Source organism: Paenibacillus koleovorans NBRC 103111 (genome assembly GCF_004000845.1).
GTDB classification, from domain to species: Bacteria; Bacillota; Bacilli; order Paenibacillales; family NBRC-103111; genus Paenibacillus_AA; species Paenibacillus_AA koleovorans.
Genome location: NZ_BIMA01000043.1, coordinates 1 through 16,413, shown reverse-complemented (window position 1 = coordinate 16,413; position 16,413 = coordinate 1). Strand labels below are relative to the sequence as shown.

The following is a 16,413-nucleotide window of genomic DNA, read 5'->3' as shown; positions in this document are numbered from 1 at the left end:
AGGATCGGTGAGACGCAACTGGACCAAACAGCTAGTCCGCGAAGATGGCGGCATCGCCCTGGAGGCAGCCTTGGTCATGCCCTTTTTCCTTGCATTCGTACTCGCCTTGGCTGTGCTGCTCAAGCTTGGGATGGCCGATCTCGCCTTGCAGCGCGCCTTGTCCGAGACTGTGAAGCCAATTGCCGCTTATGCGTATCCCGTGGAGCTGGCGGCGCTCGAAGTGAAGCAGGCTTATGACCGGAGCGAGGTGGGCAGCGAGGTGAACGAGGTGATCGCGAGGACGAAAGCGGCCAGGGAAATGCTTGTGCGAGGCGAGCAATGGACGGATCGGTTTGAGGCGTTTATCCCGGATTTTATGCTCGATTGGATCGAGTGGGAACGGCAAAAGCGCGTTTGGCTGGAAACGGAATCGACTGAGCGGGTGAAGGAGCTTCAAGCTTCGGTGCTCCAACCTATCGTGCGGGAAGCGTTCAAAAAACTGGTGCTGCAAGCGGCGGACTCGACCGTGATAGCTGGAGCAAGGTTGAGGGTTGTCGATGTTGAATTGCCGAAGCTAGCCGATCGAGAGCATGCTTTCATCGGTCTTGCAGCGGAATATGATGTGCGATTGCCGATTCCCTTTTTTCAGAGAACCGTAACATTGCGCAAGCAAGCGTATGAACGGCTTTGGGTAGGCGCTTAACAGATGAGGAGGGGCTGGGAGATGAACGAAGCATCGATCGCCGTACTGTGGGTGCTGCTTGTTGCGGCTTTCATACAGGATGCGCTGCAATCGAAGATTGGCAATCTGATGACGGTTCCGGCGGCTGCCATCGGCATCGGGTTGGCGGCGCTAAACGAAGTCGGAAGCTTGGCGGATGCGGCAGGCGGGTTGGTGGTCGGCTTCGCCGGGATGCTCGTGTTGTATGCGATCGGAGCGGTCGGTGCCGGGGATGTGAAGCTGTTCGGCGCAATCGGTGCCCTTACCGGCGTCCAGTTCGTGATGTATGGCATGATGAATGCGATTGTTTGCGCTGCGGTTGTTGCGATTGCCATTTGGTTATGGCGGGGAGAAGCAGTCCGACGGCTTCGGAACATGGCGGCTGTAATATTCGGGGTTTGGATTTGGCGGGATATCCGCTACATTCGAACGATCGGTCAGCTTCGCCCGATGAAATTTCCATTTATGTACGCGGTGCTGCCGGCCATTGGAATCACTTGGTTTCAAATCCGACTCTAGTCCAGGAAGGAGGGGCGTCAAGAAATGATGAGCTTAAAGGTGCGGGGGCTGCAGTTTGAGTTTTTGTCCGATCCCGTTGGGTCGTTGGCGGCAAGCCGGACACCGGCGATACGCTGCGAGGAGCTGCAGACGATCGAAGTTCGGATGCTGCAATACAATGAAATCCCAGGCATCTTGGCTGTCGGCGTTGAAGAGGTGAATCGTCAAGCCAGGTTGATTTATCGGATTGGCGGCAAAAAAATGCTGGCCGACCGACTGCGGAGGGAGAAGCTGACTCAACAGCGGTTTCTGGAGCTCCTCCTGAATACGGTAACCGTCATTGCGGAGTGCCGTGAAATGATGCTTAACAGGGAAAACATCATGCTCGATGAGGAGCTGATCTTTACGGGGACAGATTTGACAGACCTGTGGTTCACTTACGTCCCTCTCGCCGATCCAATCGATGAAATTACGATCCATGCCAGGCTACGCGCCTTTTGCAATCGAATGTTAGCGTATATAGAGACGATGGAGGGGAGCTCGATCCCGAAGCTGCTTCAGTTGATGAAGGAGCCGGTTTATTCCTTTACGGAGCTGGCCGATCTGTTGCGAGCTTATCTGGAGGTTGCGGTCGAACGGAAGGAAGAACCGGTTTCAGTTGCGACAATGGATGAAGTCCCGATGAAAGTGGAAGTGCCGCAGCCTTCGGCCGGTCTGCTTTCAGCTTCAGGCGGTGCCTCCTGGATCAATCGGTTGCGAGATTTGAAGGATGAGGTTGATGCGTCCAATGAAACCGGACTTCTTCCGGAGGAGCGGGAAGTTTTTTCTGAGGGAGAGGCAAAGACTCCAACTAACAAACCGTCTAGACTTCGGCGTTTGTTGATCGTTGGACTTGTTGCTGCAATGGGGCTGATGTCAGGGAGTTTTCTGCTCGATAGCGGCCCGAGCGTATCCGGGAGTCCCAAGTTCCTGATCTCAATTGGACTTTTTCTGGCTGGTGGCAGCGCGGCCTTCTATTATCGGAAGCGGCATAGATCATTGTCGGGATTTGATAGAGAAGATGGCACATCGGATTTGGAAAAGCAGACGGAAACCGTGGAGCCGCAGGAATCCGTCTGGAGCCGGTTTGCCATTGCCCCAGCATCGTCCACGGCTTATGTAGAGGATATCGCTGTACCCGATGAGCGGACGCCGAGTCCGAAGCATGAACCGTTGCAGACGGTGTTGCTATCGGCTGCCGAGCCGACTGTGTTCCTCACTTACGCGGAAAATCTGAGATCGCATCGCGCTTGGTTGATTGTAGGCACGGGTCCGGCATCGGAAAGACTTGAGCTGCTGCCGACACCTTTTTTGATCGGAAGAAAGGACGGCAATCCGAGTTATGTGCTGGAAGAGAGCGGGGTTTCCAAACACCACATGGAGATGACTCGTGAAGACGATGCTTTTTACGCCAAAGATCTGGGGTCTACGAATGGGACCAGACTGAACGGGGAGCGAATGTCGCCATACAAGGAGTATTTAATGAAAGACGGCGATCGGATTGACATTGTGCGATCCTCCTTCGTATTTAAGACGAGCGGGTTGTGATACAATGAAGCCAACTTATCACGAAGTTTGAGTCGTCGGAGCAGTCCGGAAGTTGAAGAGACGCTGCCGCATAAGGTACAATATGGGCTACCGACGCCATCGGCTCGGAATGGGAACAAGGAGGTTCGTCTAATGAGCTCATCCAATCGAAATCAGCAGATCGGCCCTCCGAAATTCAGCATTGCCGTGCATATTCTAGTTTGGCTGGCGAAGAGCGGCAGCTTGCTGTCGAGCGCTTCGATCGCCTGTCAGGTGAATTCCCATGCGACCTTTCTAAGGCGCGTGCTTGCCTTGCTATCGCAGGCGGATCTGGTAGAAGCCCGGGAAGGCCGCGACGGCGGCTACTCGCTCAAGCGGCCCGCTTCCGAAATTACGCTCGGCGACGTTTATATGGCGGTAAGAACCGAGATGCTGGAATCTGCCGACGCTTCAGTGGAGTGCGGCAACAAAGGCTCGGAGAAGCTGGATCGCACTTTGGAAGCGATTATGGCTGAAGCCGAACGTGTTACGGTTGAGACGCTGAAAAACTATACGATCGCTCAGTTGATGAATGACTTGTAGGTTGGGTGAAAAATGTAGTTGCATGCCGTGTCTCTCTATTTTATAATGTGCTTGAGATGATTGCAGTTAAAAAGGCTTTAGCTGCTTTTCTTTTGATTTTACTGCAACTATATGAGTATCAGTAAATAATACCACATTATTGTCCAAAGGAGATGCCCAAATGAATATCGTATCGCTCGTATTGCAAACTTTACTCGGCCTCATGTTTATTGGAGGGGGCGTTACCAAGCTTGCAGGGATCAAAATGCATGTCGACAATTTCAACAAGTGGAGGCTGCCGCAATGGTTTCGGGCTGTAACCGGGTTGGTCGAGACAGCCGGCGCCATCGCCCTCATCGCAGGCATCTGGATCGACAGCTGGGCGGCCGTCGGCGGGCTTATTATGAGCGTTACGATGCTGGGAGCGATCTTGACTCATCTACGAGTCCGGGACGGAGCGAAGGATACGATGCCTTCCGTCATCCTGCTTCTATTGTCGCTTGCGGTCCTGGTTATCAACTGGTCGGAGCTGGCTCATTTCCCGAACTAATGGTGAGTTTCTTAAGGAAGCAACGGCGGAACGTTCGTTCCGGTCGTTGCTTTTTTGCCGTCAAGCGCTACAATAGCATAAGAAGATGAACGTCAGGGGTGGTTCTGTTGTCTGTCATCCGTGTGGAGCAGCTAAGCAAGAGCTATGGAGAAAAGGTGTTGTTCGACCGCATCTCCTTTACGATCGGCGAGAAGATGAGGGCGGGACTGATCGGATTAAACGGCACCGGCAAATCGAGTCTGCTGCATATCGTAGCCGGACTGGAGTCGCCGGACGCGGGCGAGGTGCTGACCGCCAAATCAATGCGCGTGGAATATTTGCCGCAAAATCCGGTATTCGAGGCTGGCGGCACGGTGTTGGAGCAGGTGTTCTTCGGCGACTCGCCGCTCATGCGGGCGCTGCGGCAGTATGAGTCGGCGTTGACCGCGTTGGAGCGGGATGCGACCGATGAGAAGCTGCAGCGCAAGCTGTTCGATGCGCAGCAAGCAATGGACGCCGCCGACGCTTGGGGGGCGGAGACGGAAGCGAAGACGGTGCTGAACCGGCTCGGCATTCGCGACGTGACGCAGGACGTCGGGCAGCTGTCCGGCGGGCAGCGCAAGCGGGTGGCGATGGCGAGAGCGCTCATCCGGCCGGCCGACCTGCTCATCATGGACGAGCCGACCAACCACCTGGACAACGAGACGATCGAATGGCTGGAAGGGGTATTGCTGCGTTTTCCGGGAGCGCTGCTGCTCGTGACGCATGATCGTTATTTCCTTGATCGGGTAACGAACCGCATCCTGGAGCTGGACCGCGGCAAGCTATTCGCTTATGAGGGCAACTATGGCGTGTTCCTTGAAAAGAAAGCCGAGCGCGAAGAGCAGGAGGCGGCGAGCGAAAGCAAACGCCAAAACCTGCTGAGGCGCGAGCTCGCCTGGCTGCGCCGCGGCGCGAAGGCGCGGACGACGAAGCAGAAGGCGCGCATTGACCGCGCCGAAGCCTTACGCGACCAGAAGCAGGATGGGCCGCGCGAGCAGATCGAGCTTGTGCTCGGCTCGACCCGGCTCGGCAAACGCGTCTTCGAGCTGAAGGACGTCTCGAAGGGATATCCGGGCTGGAAGCTGCTCGACCGGTTCAGCTATTTGGTGCAGCCCGGTGCCCGTATCGGGATTATCGGCCCGAACGGCAGCGGCAAGTCGACGCTGTTGAATATGCTGGCCGGCCGATTGGAGCCGGACTCCGGAGAGATCGAGATCGGACAAACGGTTAAGACCGGGTACTACACGCAAGAAAGCACGGATATGAACCCGAGGCTTCGCGTCATCGATTATGTGAAGGAAGGCGCCGAGGTAATCCGTACGACGGACGGGGAAGCGATCACGGCCTCGCAAATGCTGGAGCGGTTTTTGTTCCCGCCGCATCAGCAATGGACGACGATCGATCGACTATCCGGAGGCGAACGCAGACGCTTGTATTTGCTCCGCATTCTGATGACGGAACCGAATGTCCTGCTCCTTGACGAGCCTACGAACGATCTCGATATTCAGACACTGACGATTCTGGAAGAATATCTCGAGCACTTCCCGGGAACGGTCATCTCGGTATCCCATGATCGCTATTTTTTGGACCGGACCGCGGACATCCTGCTCTGTTTTGAAGGCGAAGGCAGCGTCAAGCCGTTTTTCGGCAGCTATTCGGACTATCTCGAGGGACGTCAAGCCGCGCTGTTGGCGGAGCGGAATGCTCAGAGCCCGACGTCCGCTGCATCAACCGCCGGAGTTTCGAAAGCTTCGGATTCAAGCGCAGCCACCGCCACAGCTCAGCCGCTTCGCAAGCTGAGCTTCAAGGACCAGAAGGAATGGGACGGCATCGAGGAACGGATCGCCGAGCTCGAGGGCAAGCTCGAGGAGACGAAGCGTAAGATCGAGCAGGCCGGCAGCGACTATGACGCGGTACGCGACTTGTACGCGGAAGAACAGAAGCTGAATGATGAGCTGGAGCGGACGATGGAGCGGTGGGGCGTACTGGCGGAGCTCGTGGAGCAGATTGAGAAAAACAAAGGTTGAGCTTATACACAAAGAAAAACCCCTTCAGTCGTCTCTGACGAAGAAGGGGTTTACTTTCGCGATTTAGCGATATTCCCGCGGAATCCGGCGCGCCACGCCGGTGGCGATGGCCGCCTCCACGACACGCTCGCGGATCAGCTTGGATATTTTGTCGTTGAACACGCTTGGGATGATGTAGAACTTGTTGCGCTCTTCCTCAGTGATGACGGAGGCGATCGCTTCGGCGGCGGCGAGCTTCATCTCCTCGTTGATGATGGTCGCCCGGCAATCCAAGGCGCCGCGGAACATGCCAGGGAAGCAAAGCACGTTGTTGATCTGGTTCGGGTAATCGGACCGACCGGTGGCAACGACGCCGACGATGTCCTCGATTTCCTCGGGCATAATTTCCGGTGTTGGATTCGCCATCGCGAACACGATCGGATCCGCCGCCATCGACTCTACATACGCGCGCTTCAGAATGCCGCCGGCGGACAGCCCGATGAACACATCCGCTCCGACGATAACTTCTTGAAGCGAGCCGGTGACGCGATTCGGGTTCGTGTTTTCCGCATACCAGTTCCACATCTTGTTGCTGTACTCCCGCCCGCTGACCAAGGCGCCCTCTCGGTCCACGCCGATCAGTTCCTTGACGCCGGCCGCGAGCAAAATTTTGCTGCAGGCGATACCGGCCGCCCCGATGCCGCACACGACGACGCGGGCATCGCGGATCGACTTGCCGACCAGCTTCAACGCGCTGATCAAGCCGGCGTACAGCACAACGGCCGTGCCGTGCTGATCGTCGTGGAACACCGGAATGTCGAGCTCGGCCTTCAGCCGCTCCTCGATCTCGAAGCAGCGCGGCGACGAAATGTCCTCCAGGTTGATCCCTCCGAAGGCTGGGGCGATCGCTTTGACCGTGCGGATAATTTCTTCCGTATCCTGCGTATCCAGACAGATCGGGAACGCATCCACGTCGGCCATCTGCTTGAACAGCATCGCCTTACCCTCCATAACCGGCATGGCGGCATACGGTCCGATGTTGCCGAGCCCGAGCACGGCGCTGCCATCCGAGACGACGGCGACAGTGTTGCGTTTGATCGTCAGCGTAAACGCTTTGCGCTGCTCCTCGTGGATAGCCAGACAGACGCGCGCGACGTCAGGCGTATATACACGGGACAGGTCGTCCCGGTTTTGAATCGGCACTTTGAGCTTGGTTTCGATTTTGCCTCCCAGATGCATCAGGAACGTACGATCGGAAATGTTGATCAGCTTGACGCCGGGAATTTCCTTGATGCGGTCGACAATGTCCTGGACATGTGCGGAATCCGTCACGGTAACCGTCAAATCGCGAATCGTCATATCGCGCTTCGTCTGGATGACGTCGATCGCGACCAAGTCCCCGCCCAGTTCGATTATTACGGTTACAATCTCGCTGAATTTGATTTGGTTCGTCTGAATTTCCAGTCGCAAAATAAAGCTTTTGCCGGAAGTTCGAGATTTGGTTGGCTGCTCCATAACGACATCCCCTTCAAAATAGTGGCGTAATGAAATCAAGTATGTACAAGTCCTCTTGGCTTGCCCCTACAGTGTAAACGATCCTGATCAAATTGAGAACCGCGACGCTTTAAACCGATAAACGCAATGGGAATTAGCTCGACTAGGAACGGCACTGGATTTGTGATACAATATTTGAATGTGTGAAACCCTTTAGGAACGGAAAGGAAGGCCAAAATGATCTCAACCAACAACGTGACGCTGCGATACGGCAAACGCGCCCTATTCGAAGACGTCAACATAAAGTTTACGCCTGGCAATTGCTATGGGTTGATCGGGGCGAACGGCGCAGGGAAATCTACGTTTCTTAAAATATTGTCCGGCGAAATCGATCCGAACAGCGGAGAAGTGCATATTACGCCTGGCGAGCGGCTCGCCGTTCTGAAGCAGAACCACTTCGAATTCGATGAAATCGACGTGCTGAAGACGGTCATTATGGGCCATAAGAAACTATTTTCTATTATGGAGGAGAAGGATGCTTTGTATGCAAAGTCGGACTTCTCCGAGGACGACGGCATGCGCGCCGCCGAGCTGGAAGGCGAGTTCCAGGATCTTGACGGCTGGCAGGCCGAATCCGATGCGGCGGAGCTCTTGATTGGACTCGGCATCGGTACGGAATGGCATGACCGCAAGATGAAGGAGCTGGAAGGCAACGAGAAGGTTCGCGTCCTGCTGGCGCAGGCGCTGTTCGGCAATCCGCAAAACCTGCTGCTCGACGAGCCTACGAACCATTTGAACTTGGAGTCGATCAACTGGCTGGAGAACTTCCTCGCCAAATTCGAAGGCACCGTTATCGTCGTATCCCATGATCGCCACTTCCTGAACCAAGTGTGCACCCATATTGCGGATATCGACTATGGCAAAATTCAGATGTACGTCGGCAACTACGATTTCTGGTACGAGTCCAGCCAGTTGGCGCTCAAGCTCGTCCGCGATCAGAACAAGAAGACCGATGAGAAGCGCAAGGAACTCGAGGCATTCATCGCCCGGTTTAGCGCGAACGCGTCCAAGTCCAAACAAGCGACTTCCCGAAAGCGACAGCTCGAGAAGCTTACGCTGGAGGACATTCGTCCGTCCAACCGGAAATATCCGTTTATCAACTTCAAGCCGGATCGCGAAGCCGGGAAAAACATCTTGTCCATCGATCGGATTACGAAAACCGTGGACGGCGAGAAGCTGCTGAACGATTTCACCCTCGTCGTGAACAAAGGCGACAAGATCGCCTTGGTCGGTCCGAACGGAGCGCCTAAGACGCTGCTGTTCCAGATCATCACGGGCGAAGCGGCTGCCGATTCCGGCACCTACGAATGGGGCGTCACGACGACGCATACGTACTTCCCGAAAGACAATGCTCCTTACTTCGAAGGAGTCGACAAGAACCTGGTCGATTGGCTGCGCCAATATTCGAAGGAGCAGGACGAGACGTTCATCCGCGGCTTCCTGGGTCGGATGCTGTTCTCCGGTGAGGAGTCGCAGAAAAAAGCGTCGGTTCTTTCCGGGGGCGAAAAGGTACGTTGTATGCTGTCCAAAATGATGCTGTCCGGCGGCAATGTCCTGCTGTTCGACGAGCCGACGAATCACTTGGACCTCGAGTCGATTACCGCGCTGAACAACGGCTTGATCGATACGGACTGCACGATGCTGTTCGTCTCGCATGACCATCAGTTCATGCAGACGATCGCGAACCGAATTCTCGAGATTACGCCGAACGGCGTGATCGACCGGATGACCACATTCGACGAGTACTTGGCGAGCGAGGATATCAAGAAGCTGCGCGAGTCGATGTACGCTTAACTCAACCGAAAGCCGGGAAGCGAACGCCGCTGTCCCGGCTTTTTCGCATGCGATCTTTTAATTTTCCGGATACGTTTGGTATAATTTAGGCAAGAAGGCACCCGAGTATGAAAAAATGAATACGGGAGGGCGGCGAGGCGATGTTCGATCCTACAATCTATGAGAACTTGAAGGTAGTCATGGAAGGAGCAGTCTATGATCTCGATCTGGATGGTCTCATACTGGTAACGGGACGGCAGGATCTCGTCGACCTGGCGGAGATGTCCCGCTCGTTCGTCATACGATTCCGCCTGAAGGAGGGCCGCTGCACAGCGGAGATCCGATTGACTGCATCGCTAGCCGATCTGGCCGGCGAGAAGCTCGAGTGGCGAAACGCTTCCCCGGGCTGCACGGTCGAAATCCGCTTCCTGATGGAAGTCAAGGATGCTGCCGCGTCCTGCTACGCAATCCAGAGAGAGCTCGAAGCGATCTGGGACGGCCGACCGGACATTCGTCAGACCGTTTCGTACACATACCAGGAAGGCACACGCCAGCTTACCTACATGAATGAAATCCGCTGCACGTTCAACCGAAAAATCGATGAAGGCCATTGGAGCGATTTCCCCGAGCTGCTGGATGTGATGGTGGACAGCCTGGAAATATTGGAGCCTCATCATTATGCGGGTGAAACCGGATGATTGAGCTGACCGAAAGCGAATTGTTAGAACGAATAACAGAAGAAAAGCGGCTGTTCGTCTTCATCTACACGCCGTTCTGCGGAACATGCGGCGTTGCCCGTCGGATGCTCGAGGTGCTCGAGCAGATGAGACCGAATATGCCGCTGGCGGCGGCGAATATTCTGTATATGCCGCGTTTGACCGAGCAGTGGCAAATCACAAGCGTACCTTGCTTGCTGAAGCTGGAGGACGGAGTTCCGATCAATAGGTTGTATGCGATGCAGGCGATCGACCATGTTTTCCGGTTTATGGAACCTGATCCGGGATAACCTATGTAGAAAGCAGGCACAAACTTGAGAAAGACTAGAGGAGGACGGAAAATATGGCGGAAATGACGTTGTTCCCAGGCGCACATGTGCTGGTGGAGTACAAAACGGGACAATATATCGGACAATTGCTGGAATGGTCGCCTCCGCGGGCGCTCGTGCAAATTGCCGCCGTTGTGAAGCACCCGGATCAAGGCGATCTGCACCGGCCGCTCGAGACGGAGGTCGCGCTGTTCCATCAGCGCAGAGCGCTGTCCCACCGGGAGAAAACCTGGATTCCTGTTCAAAGCGTTCATCCTTATCGCGGCACCGTACCGGAATACACGGATTCGCTGCGGCAAGCGCTCGAAGCCGAACAGCGCCACCTGGAGAAGACGCGCCGATGGGCGGAGCGCTCCTTGGAGGAGCTAGCTCAACTGCAAAAGGATTATTTTCCTCATTCTCATTCCTAAGCGACACGCTTTTTCTCAATAGCTATCACATATCGGAGGCCATCAGCATGCTCATCATCGGCATCGCCGGAGGAACGGGATCCGGCAAGACAACCGTAGCCGAAAGGCTCGTGCAAGAGCTCGGCACGCATAGCGTCGTCCAGCTGTCCCAGGATTCCTACTATAAGAACAACGCTCATCTCACCACGGCGGAACGAGAACAGATCAACTACGATCATCCGGACTCGATGGACGGCGAGCTGCTGCTCGCGCATCTGCGTCAGCTGCGGGCGGGTCAGACGATTGACATGCCGCAATACGATTTTTCCTCGCACGGCCGGAAGGCGAATACCGTTTCCGTCGCCCCTAAATCGGTCATCGTACTGGAGGGCATTCTTATTCTGGCGGACGTACAGCTGCGTAAGGAAATGGACATCAAGGTGTTCGTCGACACGGACGCCGATGTGCGAGTGCTGCGCCGACTCGTTAGGGACATGAAGGAGCGCGGCCGCAGCGTCGATTCGGTGTTCAAGCAATATATCGAAACGGTGAAGCCGATGCACGATGCATTCGTGGAGCCGTCGAAACGGTTCGCCGATCTGATCATCCCCGAGGGCGGCCGCAACGAAATCGCCATTGAGGTGCTCACTTCCCGGATTCAATCCTATTTGGTGCAAATATAGTGCGATGAGCAAAACCGGCCGACGGGTCGGTTTTGTGCGTTTATGCTGTTATTGTTGTTGAAACCTATTGAAAAAGAGATCAAACTGACTTACTATAGTACTTATAGTACTAAAATAGTACTGTAAGTATTATTTTGAAAAGAAGCGAGGTGAACATCATCGATAGCCTAAGCGCCAGAGAAACGAAAACAAGACTTCGCATTTTAAAGTATGCCGCCGAACAATTTTCATCGACGGGCTACACGAACGTTTCCATCGCTCAATTCGCCGCGGAGCTCAAGATGAGCAAAGCGACGTTCTATAAATTTTTCAAGAGTAAGGAAGAGCTCGTGCTGGCCGTCATCGACGCGTTCTATAACAAGTTCGAGCAGGAGATCGACAGCTTTGCGGATGATAGCAGCCTCCCGACGATCGAGAAGATCGCCAGGTTCACCGCGCTCGTTCGGCAAAAGTTCGCGGCAATGCAAGTGTCGGCTGTGGAGGATTTGCGATTGGCGGTCCCGGAAGCATACTCGATGCTCGAAGAGCGCCGCAAAAAAGTAATCAACGGTCATCTGGCTCGTTTGTTCCGGGAAGGGGCGGATGAGGGCATCATTCGCAGCGACATTCCTCCGCAGCTTATCGCCAACATCCTCCTGGAGGCGTTAGCCAGAATGGAGCATCCGCAGTACATGGCAGAGACGGGTTACACATTCAATCAAATGTTCGAGCTTGTTTTCTCCGTCATTATGGAAGGCAGCTTGTCAGAAGAAGGTCGGCACCTAACAAGCAAGCGAGAATAAGGCAGTCGAAGCAAAGGGGAGGATCGGGATGAAAGCGATCGTGATCGGAGCGGGAATTGGCGGGCTTGGTACGGCTATCGCATTGCGAAGGACGGGAGTGGAGGCAGCCGTCTATGAAAGCAAGGCGGAGGTGCGATTTGCCGGAGCGGGACTTGGTATCGGAGCGAATGCGGTACGTGTGCTGGAGACGTTGGGGTTGACGGAGGAGCTGCGCCGGTACGGCAAACAACTGAACGAGCTGCGCATATGCACGGAAGACGGTCGGCAGCTGCAGCGCACGATAACAGCCGCGGTGAGCTCCAAATTCGGGGCTGACAATGTGACGGTTCACCGTGGCGATTTGCTGCAGATGCTATTGAGTGCCATCGGGGACGAGGACGGAGCAATCGTTCACACCGGCAAAACATTAGTCCGATTCGAGCAAGGAGCCAACAAGGTGAAGGTGTGGTTTGCCGACGGGTCAAGCGATGAAGGGGACTTGTTGATCGGGGCGGACGGAATTCATTCGACCGTGCGGAGGATGCTGCTCCCTGAAGCGAATCCGCGTTATGCCGGATATACATGCTGGCGCTCGGTCATCAAACTGGAAGACGGGGAGCGGCTGAAAGGCTGGGACCCGGAGCTGTTCACGGAAACATGGGGACGTCATGGCAGACTCGGCATCGTGCCGTTGACGGACAATCGTATCTACTGGTTCGCCTGCCTCAATGCACCGGAAGCCGATTCGGCCATGAAGTTCGTCAAAGCAGATCAGCTGGCTGCAAGGTTCGCCGCCTATCACGATCCGATCCCGGCTTTGCTGGAACGTTCCCGAAACTCCACCTTGCTGCACCACGACATTCACTACTTGCCGCCGCTCAAACGATTCGCATACGGACGAGCCGTGCTGCTAGGAGATGCGGCCCACGCGACGACGCCGAACATGGGGCAAGGCGCAGGCCAAGCGCTCGAGGACGCTCTAGTCTTGGCCATTCGCCTGCAGCAATTCGGCAGCAATCGAATCGACGACGCCTTACAAGCGTATGACCACGATCGAGTCGGACGGACGGCGGCGATCACGCGTATGTCGAATCGGATCGGTCGAATGGCGCAGTTGGAGCGCGGATTGCCCATGAAGCTTCGCAACATGCTGCTTCCGTGTCTCCCCGGCCGATTAATGGAAAAGCAGCTGGAGTACTTGTACAACGTGAACTGGGGTCCTTTATCAAGCGGTTGACCAAAACCTACCCAATCCCCGAATCCCCCAATTCCAATCCTTCAGCTACCCAACAGACCACCATTCCCCATCATCGCCTAGCCGTCGGGGTGGCCTGACAGGGTTTCCTTCCGCCCTGGATTTTGGTAGGATAGGAGCGACAGTAAGCAAAGGCGGGGTTGACGATGGCACAATCGTGGAAACAAGAGAAGCATGTATCCCAAGATACGCTGCAGGAACGAATTGAGATGATCAAGGCGCTGAACGGCAGCGAGAACGAGCTATATGAAATTGTAAAGGATCGGGAAACCGGCGATCATTATTTGCACTATTCGTATCGGCATTTGCATGTCGGCGACGGCAACGAGGAATTTTTCCATCAACTGCTGCCGCTCGACAGCGACGATGTGCTGGCCGTTATGTTCGGCGAGCAGCTTTATACGTATCCGGAGCATTGGAGCAAACCTTTTCTGCGCAACGGTCCGGACGGCACATATGTCTGGTTTGATCCAGGCGAGCTGGAGCCGGAAGCGGAGCAGGAGCGCCGGGCGGAGGAAGCGTTCGGGATGCTGAAGGCGTTCAAATCGAAGGGGAGGTCCGACGAACAGTCGGTTCGGGAGCTGCTCGAGCGGATCGAGAAGAAGCTTAGCGGGGAAGACGGGGAATGAAGCGTTAGGATGGAGAAAGCAGCTCTCGATGTCCGGTGCCGGACGAGTTCGGGAGCTGCTTCCGATTATTATTGTAGGATTAGGATTGAAGCTTCGCCACAGGACGGTTGGAAGAGCCGAGCAGCCCGGCGGGGTAATAGACGCGAACCTGATGAACGACGATGGCGGCTACTAGCGCTTTGATGGCATCGCCTGGCAAAAAGGGGAAGCACCCGGCTGTCAATGCCTTATAAGTGGTGTAATGGGCTACATGAGCGAGCCACGGCACGCCGGTCAAGTAGAGCAAGAGCGAGCCGACCTCGATGACCAGGAACAGAAGGATGAAGGAAGTCCAGCCCTTGCCTTGGATCCTGGAGGCGAAATAGCCGATGAATAGTGCCATGAATGGATAAGCCCACACGAATCCGCCGGTCCTTCCGGTTATGAAGCCGATCCCTCCCGCACCGTGCAGCAGAGGCAAGCCGATAGCGGTCAAGACGACGACGGCACCGATGCTGATAAAGCCGTAACGGGCGCCGAGTAACGCTCCGGCCAGCATAATTGCGAAATTGGCCATGCTGATCGGGACCGGCGAGAAGCCGAGATGGATTTGCACGAAGCTGAGCGCGACGAGCAAAGCGCCGAACAAAGCGCTATATGTAATTCCTTTGATGCTCCATGCAGATGATGGATTCATTGCCAGACCTCCTTTTATTTGTTAACCTAGATGAAGGTGGTTTGGTTAACAATTCGGATTGTAGCACACAAATGGGGAACTGACTAGTGGGAGAATCGATGAATTTGCGAGACTATGAATGGGAGCGGGTATCTGTCGCTTATTCAACGGTGGACGGTATTCGCCTAATATTGGACCAAATCGATCTTGTGCTTCGGCGCGGCGAGTGGCTGGCGCTCGTCGGCCGGAACGGCAGCGGGAAGAGCACGCTGGCGAAAGTGGCGGCGGGTTTGCTGCCTATTTCCGCCGGCCGAATTGAGCTCGGTTGGGTCGAACAGGCGACAGTGCGTATGGTGCTGCAAAATCCGGAAGCGCAGCTGATCGGCGAGACGGTTGAGGAAGATTTGACGTTTACGCTGGAGATCATCGGGCTGACGGGTGCGGAATTGGAGAGGCGGCTGGGAGTGGCGTTGCAGGCGGTCGGATTGGAAAGGTTGCGCTATGCGGCGGTTGCGGAGCTGTCCGGCGGGCAAAAGCAGCTGCTCGCGATCGCCGGCTGCATCGCCTCCGAGGCGCAGTTGATCGTCTTCGACGAGGCGACCTCGATGCTCGATCCGCTTGCTCGCGAGCGGCTGCTGGAGACGGCTTCGCAGCTTCATGCCAGCGGGGTCGCGATCGTTTGGGTGACGCATGAGATGGAGGAGCTCGCCGGAGCGGATCGCGTGATCGCTCTGGATCAAGGTAGAGTGGAGTATGAAGGGAATGTGCGGCGATTTTTCTATGCCGATGCAACGGGAAGGCGAGGGGAGAGCGCCTGCGAGCGGCTGGGATTAGCGTTACCGTTCGCGATCGAAGCGGTTGCAGAGCTGGGCGCACAAGGTGTAGAGCTGCCTGAACAGCCGTTGACGGGTGCCGAGCTGCTCGCTCAGCTGGAGGTGATGCTCCGTTGAAGGAGTCAAGCGGAGCAATTCGACTGGATAGTATTGGGGTGGGCCGGCCGGGGGAGGACAGAAGGCTTAGCGGCATTACATGCACGCTTCAGCCTGGGCGGGTCACGCTGCTGATCGGGGCGAACGGCTCGGGGAAATCTACGCTGCTCGATGTGCTTGGCGGGTTAATCGTGCCTGATGAGGGGCAGGTGCAATTCGTAGCGGCCGATGAGAGAGAAAGTCGGGACCGGGGCGAATATGAGAGGCCTGCTGAAGGCGGTTTACGCGGGCTAAAAACCGCCGGTGTCGGGATGGTGTTTCAGTTCCCGGAGCAGCAGCTGTTCGCTCGCACGGTGAAGGGCGAGTTCGATTATTCGTTGCGCCCGCTGCGCGTGTCGAAGCGGGAGGCCGAGCGGCGCACGGCGGAGGCGCTGCGCGAGGTCGGGCTTGACGGGGGGGCGCTCAGCCTCCACCCGTTCGGGCTTAGCGGCGGCGAGCAGCGCCGCGTCGCCGTAGCCTCCACGCTGGCGACCGAGCCCGCGTGGCTGCTCTTGGATGAAGCGTCCGCCGGGCAGGACGCGGAGGGGCTCCGCCGCATGGCCGCGCAGCTGCGGCGGTGGTCGCGGCAGGAAGGCCGCGGCGTCGTGCTGGCGACGCACGACTTGGCGGCCTTCCTGCCGCTGGCGGACGAGGTGCTCGTCCTCGTCCGCGGGCGTCTCGCGGCGGCGATGAGCCGCGAGGCGCTGTTGGCGGCGCCTGCCGTCCTGCGGCAGGCGGGGCTGGCGCTGCCCGACAGCGTGCGGGCAGCGGCTTGGTTGCGGGCGCGCGGCTTGGCCGC

At 56.3% G+C, this 16,413-nt stretch carries 18 protein-coding genes; 16 read left to right on the top strand and 2 right to left on the bottom strand.

The features are described 5' to 3' along the window. Positions 1-7 precede the first annotated feature (7 nt). The 6 genes from PKO02S_RS15805 to PKO02S_RS15780 all read left to right on the top strand — a co-directional run bounded on the left by PKO02S_RS15805 (position 8) and on the right by PKO02S_RS15780 (position 5,923). Positions 8-682, top strand: a complete 675-nt coding sequence (locus PKO02S_RS15805; protein ID WP_127584517.1) for a hypothetical protein — start codon at positions 8-10, stop codon at positions 680-682. Between the two features lie 21 nt (positions 683-703). Then, positions 704-1,219 (top strand): prepilin peptidase, encoded by a 516-nt coding sequence (locus PKO02S_RS15800; protein ID WP_164821481.1) that lies wholly within the window; start codon positions 704-706, stop codon positions 1,217-1,219. A 24-nt stretch (positions 1,220-1,243) separates the two neighbouring features. Then, the gene (locus PKO02S_RS15795) at positions 1,244-2,785 is read left to right on the top strand and encodes a DUF6382 and FHA domain-containing protein (RefSeq protein WP_127584512.1); all 1,542 of its coding nucleotides are present in this window, start codon (positions 1,244-1,246) and stop codon (positions 2,783-2,785) included. Between the two features lie 132 nt (positions 2,786-2,917). Next, on the top strand, positions 2,918-3,346 hold the full coding sequence (locus PKO02S_RS15790; protein ID WP_127584510.1) for an RrF2 family transcriptional regulator: 429 nt from the start codon (positions 2,918-2,920) through the stop codon (positions 3,344-3,346). 160 nt (positions 3,347-3,506) lie between these two features. Further along, positions 3,507-3,875, top strand: a complete 369-nt coding sequence (locus PKO02S_RS15785; RefSeq protein ID WP_127584508.1) for a DoxX family protein — start codon at positions 3,507-3,509, stop codon at positions 3,873-3,875. 107 nt (positions 3,876-3,982) lie between these two features. Continuing rightward, on the top strand, positions 3,983-5,923 hold the full coding sequence (locus tag PKO02S_RS15780; protein ID WP_127584506.1) for an ABC-F family ATP-binding cassette domain-containing protein: 1,941 nt from the start codon (positions 3,983-3,985) through the stop codon (positions 5,921-5,923). Positions 5,924-5,986: 63 nt separating this feature from the next. Here PKO02S_RS15780 and PKO02S_RS15775 read toward each other — a convergent pair whose 3' ends face one another. Beyond that, on the bottom strand, positions 5,987-7,417 hold the full coding sequence (locus PKO02S_RS15775; protein WP_127584504.1) for an NAD-dependent malic enzyme: 1,431 nt from the start codon (positions 7,415-7,417) through the stop codon (positions 5,987-5,989). Positions 7,418-7,633: 216 nt separating this feature from the next. Between PKO02S_RS15775 and PKO02S_RS15770 the strand changes: the two genes are divergently transcribed. The 8 genes from PKO02S_RS15770 (at position 7,634) to PKO02S_RS15735 (ending at position 13,991) form a co-directional block, all read left to right on the top strand. Then, positions 7,634-9,250, top strand: a complete 1,617-nt coding sequence (locus tag PKO02S_RS15770; protein ID WP_127584502.1) for an ABC-F family ATP-binding cassette domain-containing protein — start codon at positions 7,634-7,636, stop codon at positions 9,248-9,250. A 140-nt stretch (positions 9,251-9,390) separates the two neighbouring features. Continuing rightward, a complete protein-coding gene (locus PKO02S_RS15765; RefSeq protein ID WP_127584500.1) occupies positions 9,391-9,927 on the top strand; it encodes a hypothetical protein in 537 nt (178 codons plus the stop codon). After that, on the top strand, positions 9,924-10,235 hold the full coding sequence (locus PKO02S_RS15760; protein WP_127584498.1) for a thioredoxin family protein: 312 nt from the start codon (positions 9,924-9,926) through the stop codon (positions 10,233-10,235). Before PKO02S_RS15765 ends, PKO02S_RS15760 begins: the two co-directional genes overlap by 4 nt. A gap of 53 nt (positions 10,236-10,288) precedes the next feature. After that, entirely contained in the window at positions 10,289-10,684 is a 396-nt protein-coding gene (gene kapB, locus PKO02S_RS15755) for a kinase-associated lipoprotein KapB (protein ID WP_127584496.1), read from the top strand. A gap of 47 nt (positions 10,685-10,731) precedes the next feature. Beyond that, positions 10,732-11,346 carry a uridine kinase gene (gene udk, locus PKO02S_RS15750; RefSeq protein ID WP_127584494.1) on the top strand — a complete coding sequence of 205 codons (615 nt, stop codon included), beginning with the start codon at positions 10,732-10,734 and terminating at the stop codon, positions 11,344-11,346. Between the two features lie 149 nt (positions 11,347-11,495). Further along, positions 11,496-12,128, top strand: a complete 633-nt coding sequence (locus PKO02S_RS15745) for a TetR/AcrR family transcriptional regulator (RefSeq protein ID WP_164821480.1) — start codon at positions 11,496-11,498, stop codon at positions 12,126-12,128. Positions 12,129-12,156: 28 nt separating this feature from the next. Then, positions 12,157-13,344 (top strand): FAD-dependent monooxygenase, encoded by a 1,188-nt coding sequence (locus tag PKO02S_RS15740; RefSeq protein ID WP_127584490.1) that lies wholly within the window; start codon positions 12,157-12,159, stop codon positions 13,342-13,344. Positions 13,345-13,508: 164 nt separating this feature from the next. Next, positions 13,509-13,991 carry a hypothetical protein gene (locus PKO02S_RS15735; RefSeq protein ID WP_127584488.1) on the top strand — a complete coding sequence of 161 codons (483 nt, stop codon included), beginning with the start codon at positions 13,509-13,511 and terminating at the stop codon, positions 13,989-13,991. Between the two features lie 79 nt (positions 13,992-14,070). On the opposite strand, the gene PKO02S_RS15730 is transcribed toward PKO02S_RS15735, so the two are convergent. Then, positions 14,071-14,667, bottom strand: coding sequence for a biotin transporter BioY (locus PKO02S_RS15730; RefSeq protein WP_127584486.1), 597 nt, complete (start codon positions 14,665-14,667; stop codon positions 14,071-14,073). Positions 14,668-14,765: 98 nt separating this feature from the next. Here PKO02S_RS15730 and PKO02S_RS15725 point away from each other — a divergent pair, with 98 nt between their 5' ends. Next, positions 14,766-15,596 carry an ATP-binding cassette domain-containing protein gene (locus tag PKO02S_RS15725; RefSeq protein ID WP_127584484.1) on the top strand — a complete coding sequence of 277 codons (831 nt, stop codon included), beginning with the start codon at positions 14,766-14,768 and terminating at the stop codon, positions 15,594-15,596. After that, positions 15,593-16,413 (top strand): ATP-binding cassette domain-containing protein (locus tag PKO02S_RS15720; protein ID WP_127584481.1); only part of this gene is annotated, 821 nt, incomplete at its 3' end. The genes PKO02S_RS15725 and PKO02S_RS15720, both read left to right, overlap by 4 nt.

Excerpts from the sequence above, each read along its gene's own strand:
- PKO02S_RS15735 (WP_127584488.1), top strand. The coding sequence starts at position 13,509 with ATGGCACAATCGTGGAAACAAGAGAAGCATGTATCCCAAGATACGCTG.
- PKO02S_RS15740 (WP_127584490.1), top strand. The coding sequence starts at position 12,157 with ATGAAAGCGATCGTGATCGGAGCGGGAATTGGCGGGCTTGGTACGGCT.
- PKO02S_RS15760 (WP_127584498.1), top strand. The coding sequence starts at position 9,924 with ATGATTGAGCTGACCGAAAGCGAATTGTTAGAACGAATAACAGAAGAA.
- udk (WP_127584494.1), top strand. The coding sequence starts at position 10,732 with ATGCTCATCATCGGCATCGCCGGAGGAACGGGATCCGGCAAGACAACC.
- PKO02S_RS15795 (WP_127584512.1), top strand. The coding sequence starts at position 1,244 with ATGATGAGCTTAAAGGTGCGGGGGCTGCAGTTTGAGTTTTTGTCCGAT.
- kapB (WP_127584496.1), top strand. The coding sequence starts at position 10,289 with ATGGCGGAAATGACGTTGTTCCCAGGCGCACATGTGCTGGTGGAGTAC.
- PKO02S_RS15770 (WP_127584502.1), top strand. The coding sequence starts at position 7,634 with ATGATCTCAACCAACAACGTGACGCTGCGATACGGCAAACGCGCCCTA.
- PKO02S_RS15775 (WP_127584504.1), bottom strand. The coding sequence starts at position 7,417 with ATGGAGCAGCCAACCAAATCTCGAACTTCCGGCAAAAGCTTTATTTTG.
- PKO02S_RS15800 (WP_164821481.1), top strand. The coding sequence starts at position 704 with ATGAACGAAGCATCGATCGCCGTACTGTGGGTGCTGCTTGTTGCGGCT.
- PKO02S_RS15730 (WP_127584486.1), bottom strand. The coding sequence starts at position 14,667 with ATGAATCCATCATCTGCATGGAGCATCAAAGGAATTACATATAGCGCT.
- PKO02S_RS15725 (WP_127584484.1), top strand. The coding sequence starts at position 14,766 with ATGAATTTGCGAGACTATGAATGGGAGCGGGTATCTGTCGCTTATTCA.
- PKO02S_RS15785 (WP_127584508.1), top strand. The coding sequence starts at position 3,507 with ATGAATATCGTATCGCTCGTATTGCAAACTTTACTCGGCCTCATGTTT.
- PKO02S_RS15790 (WP_127584510.1), top strand. The coding sequence starts at position 2,918 with ATGAGCTCATCCAATCGAAATCAGCAGATCGGCCCTCCGAAATTCAGC.
- PKO02S_RS15765 (WP_127584500.1), top strand. The coding sequence starts at position 9,391 with ATGTTCGATCCTACAATCTATGAGAACTTGAAGGTAGTCATGGAAGGA.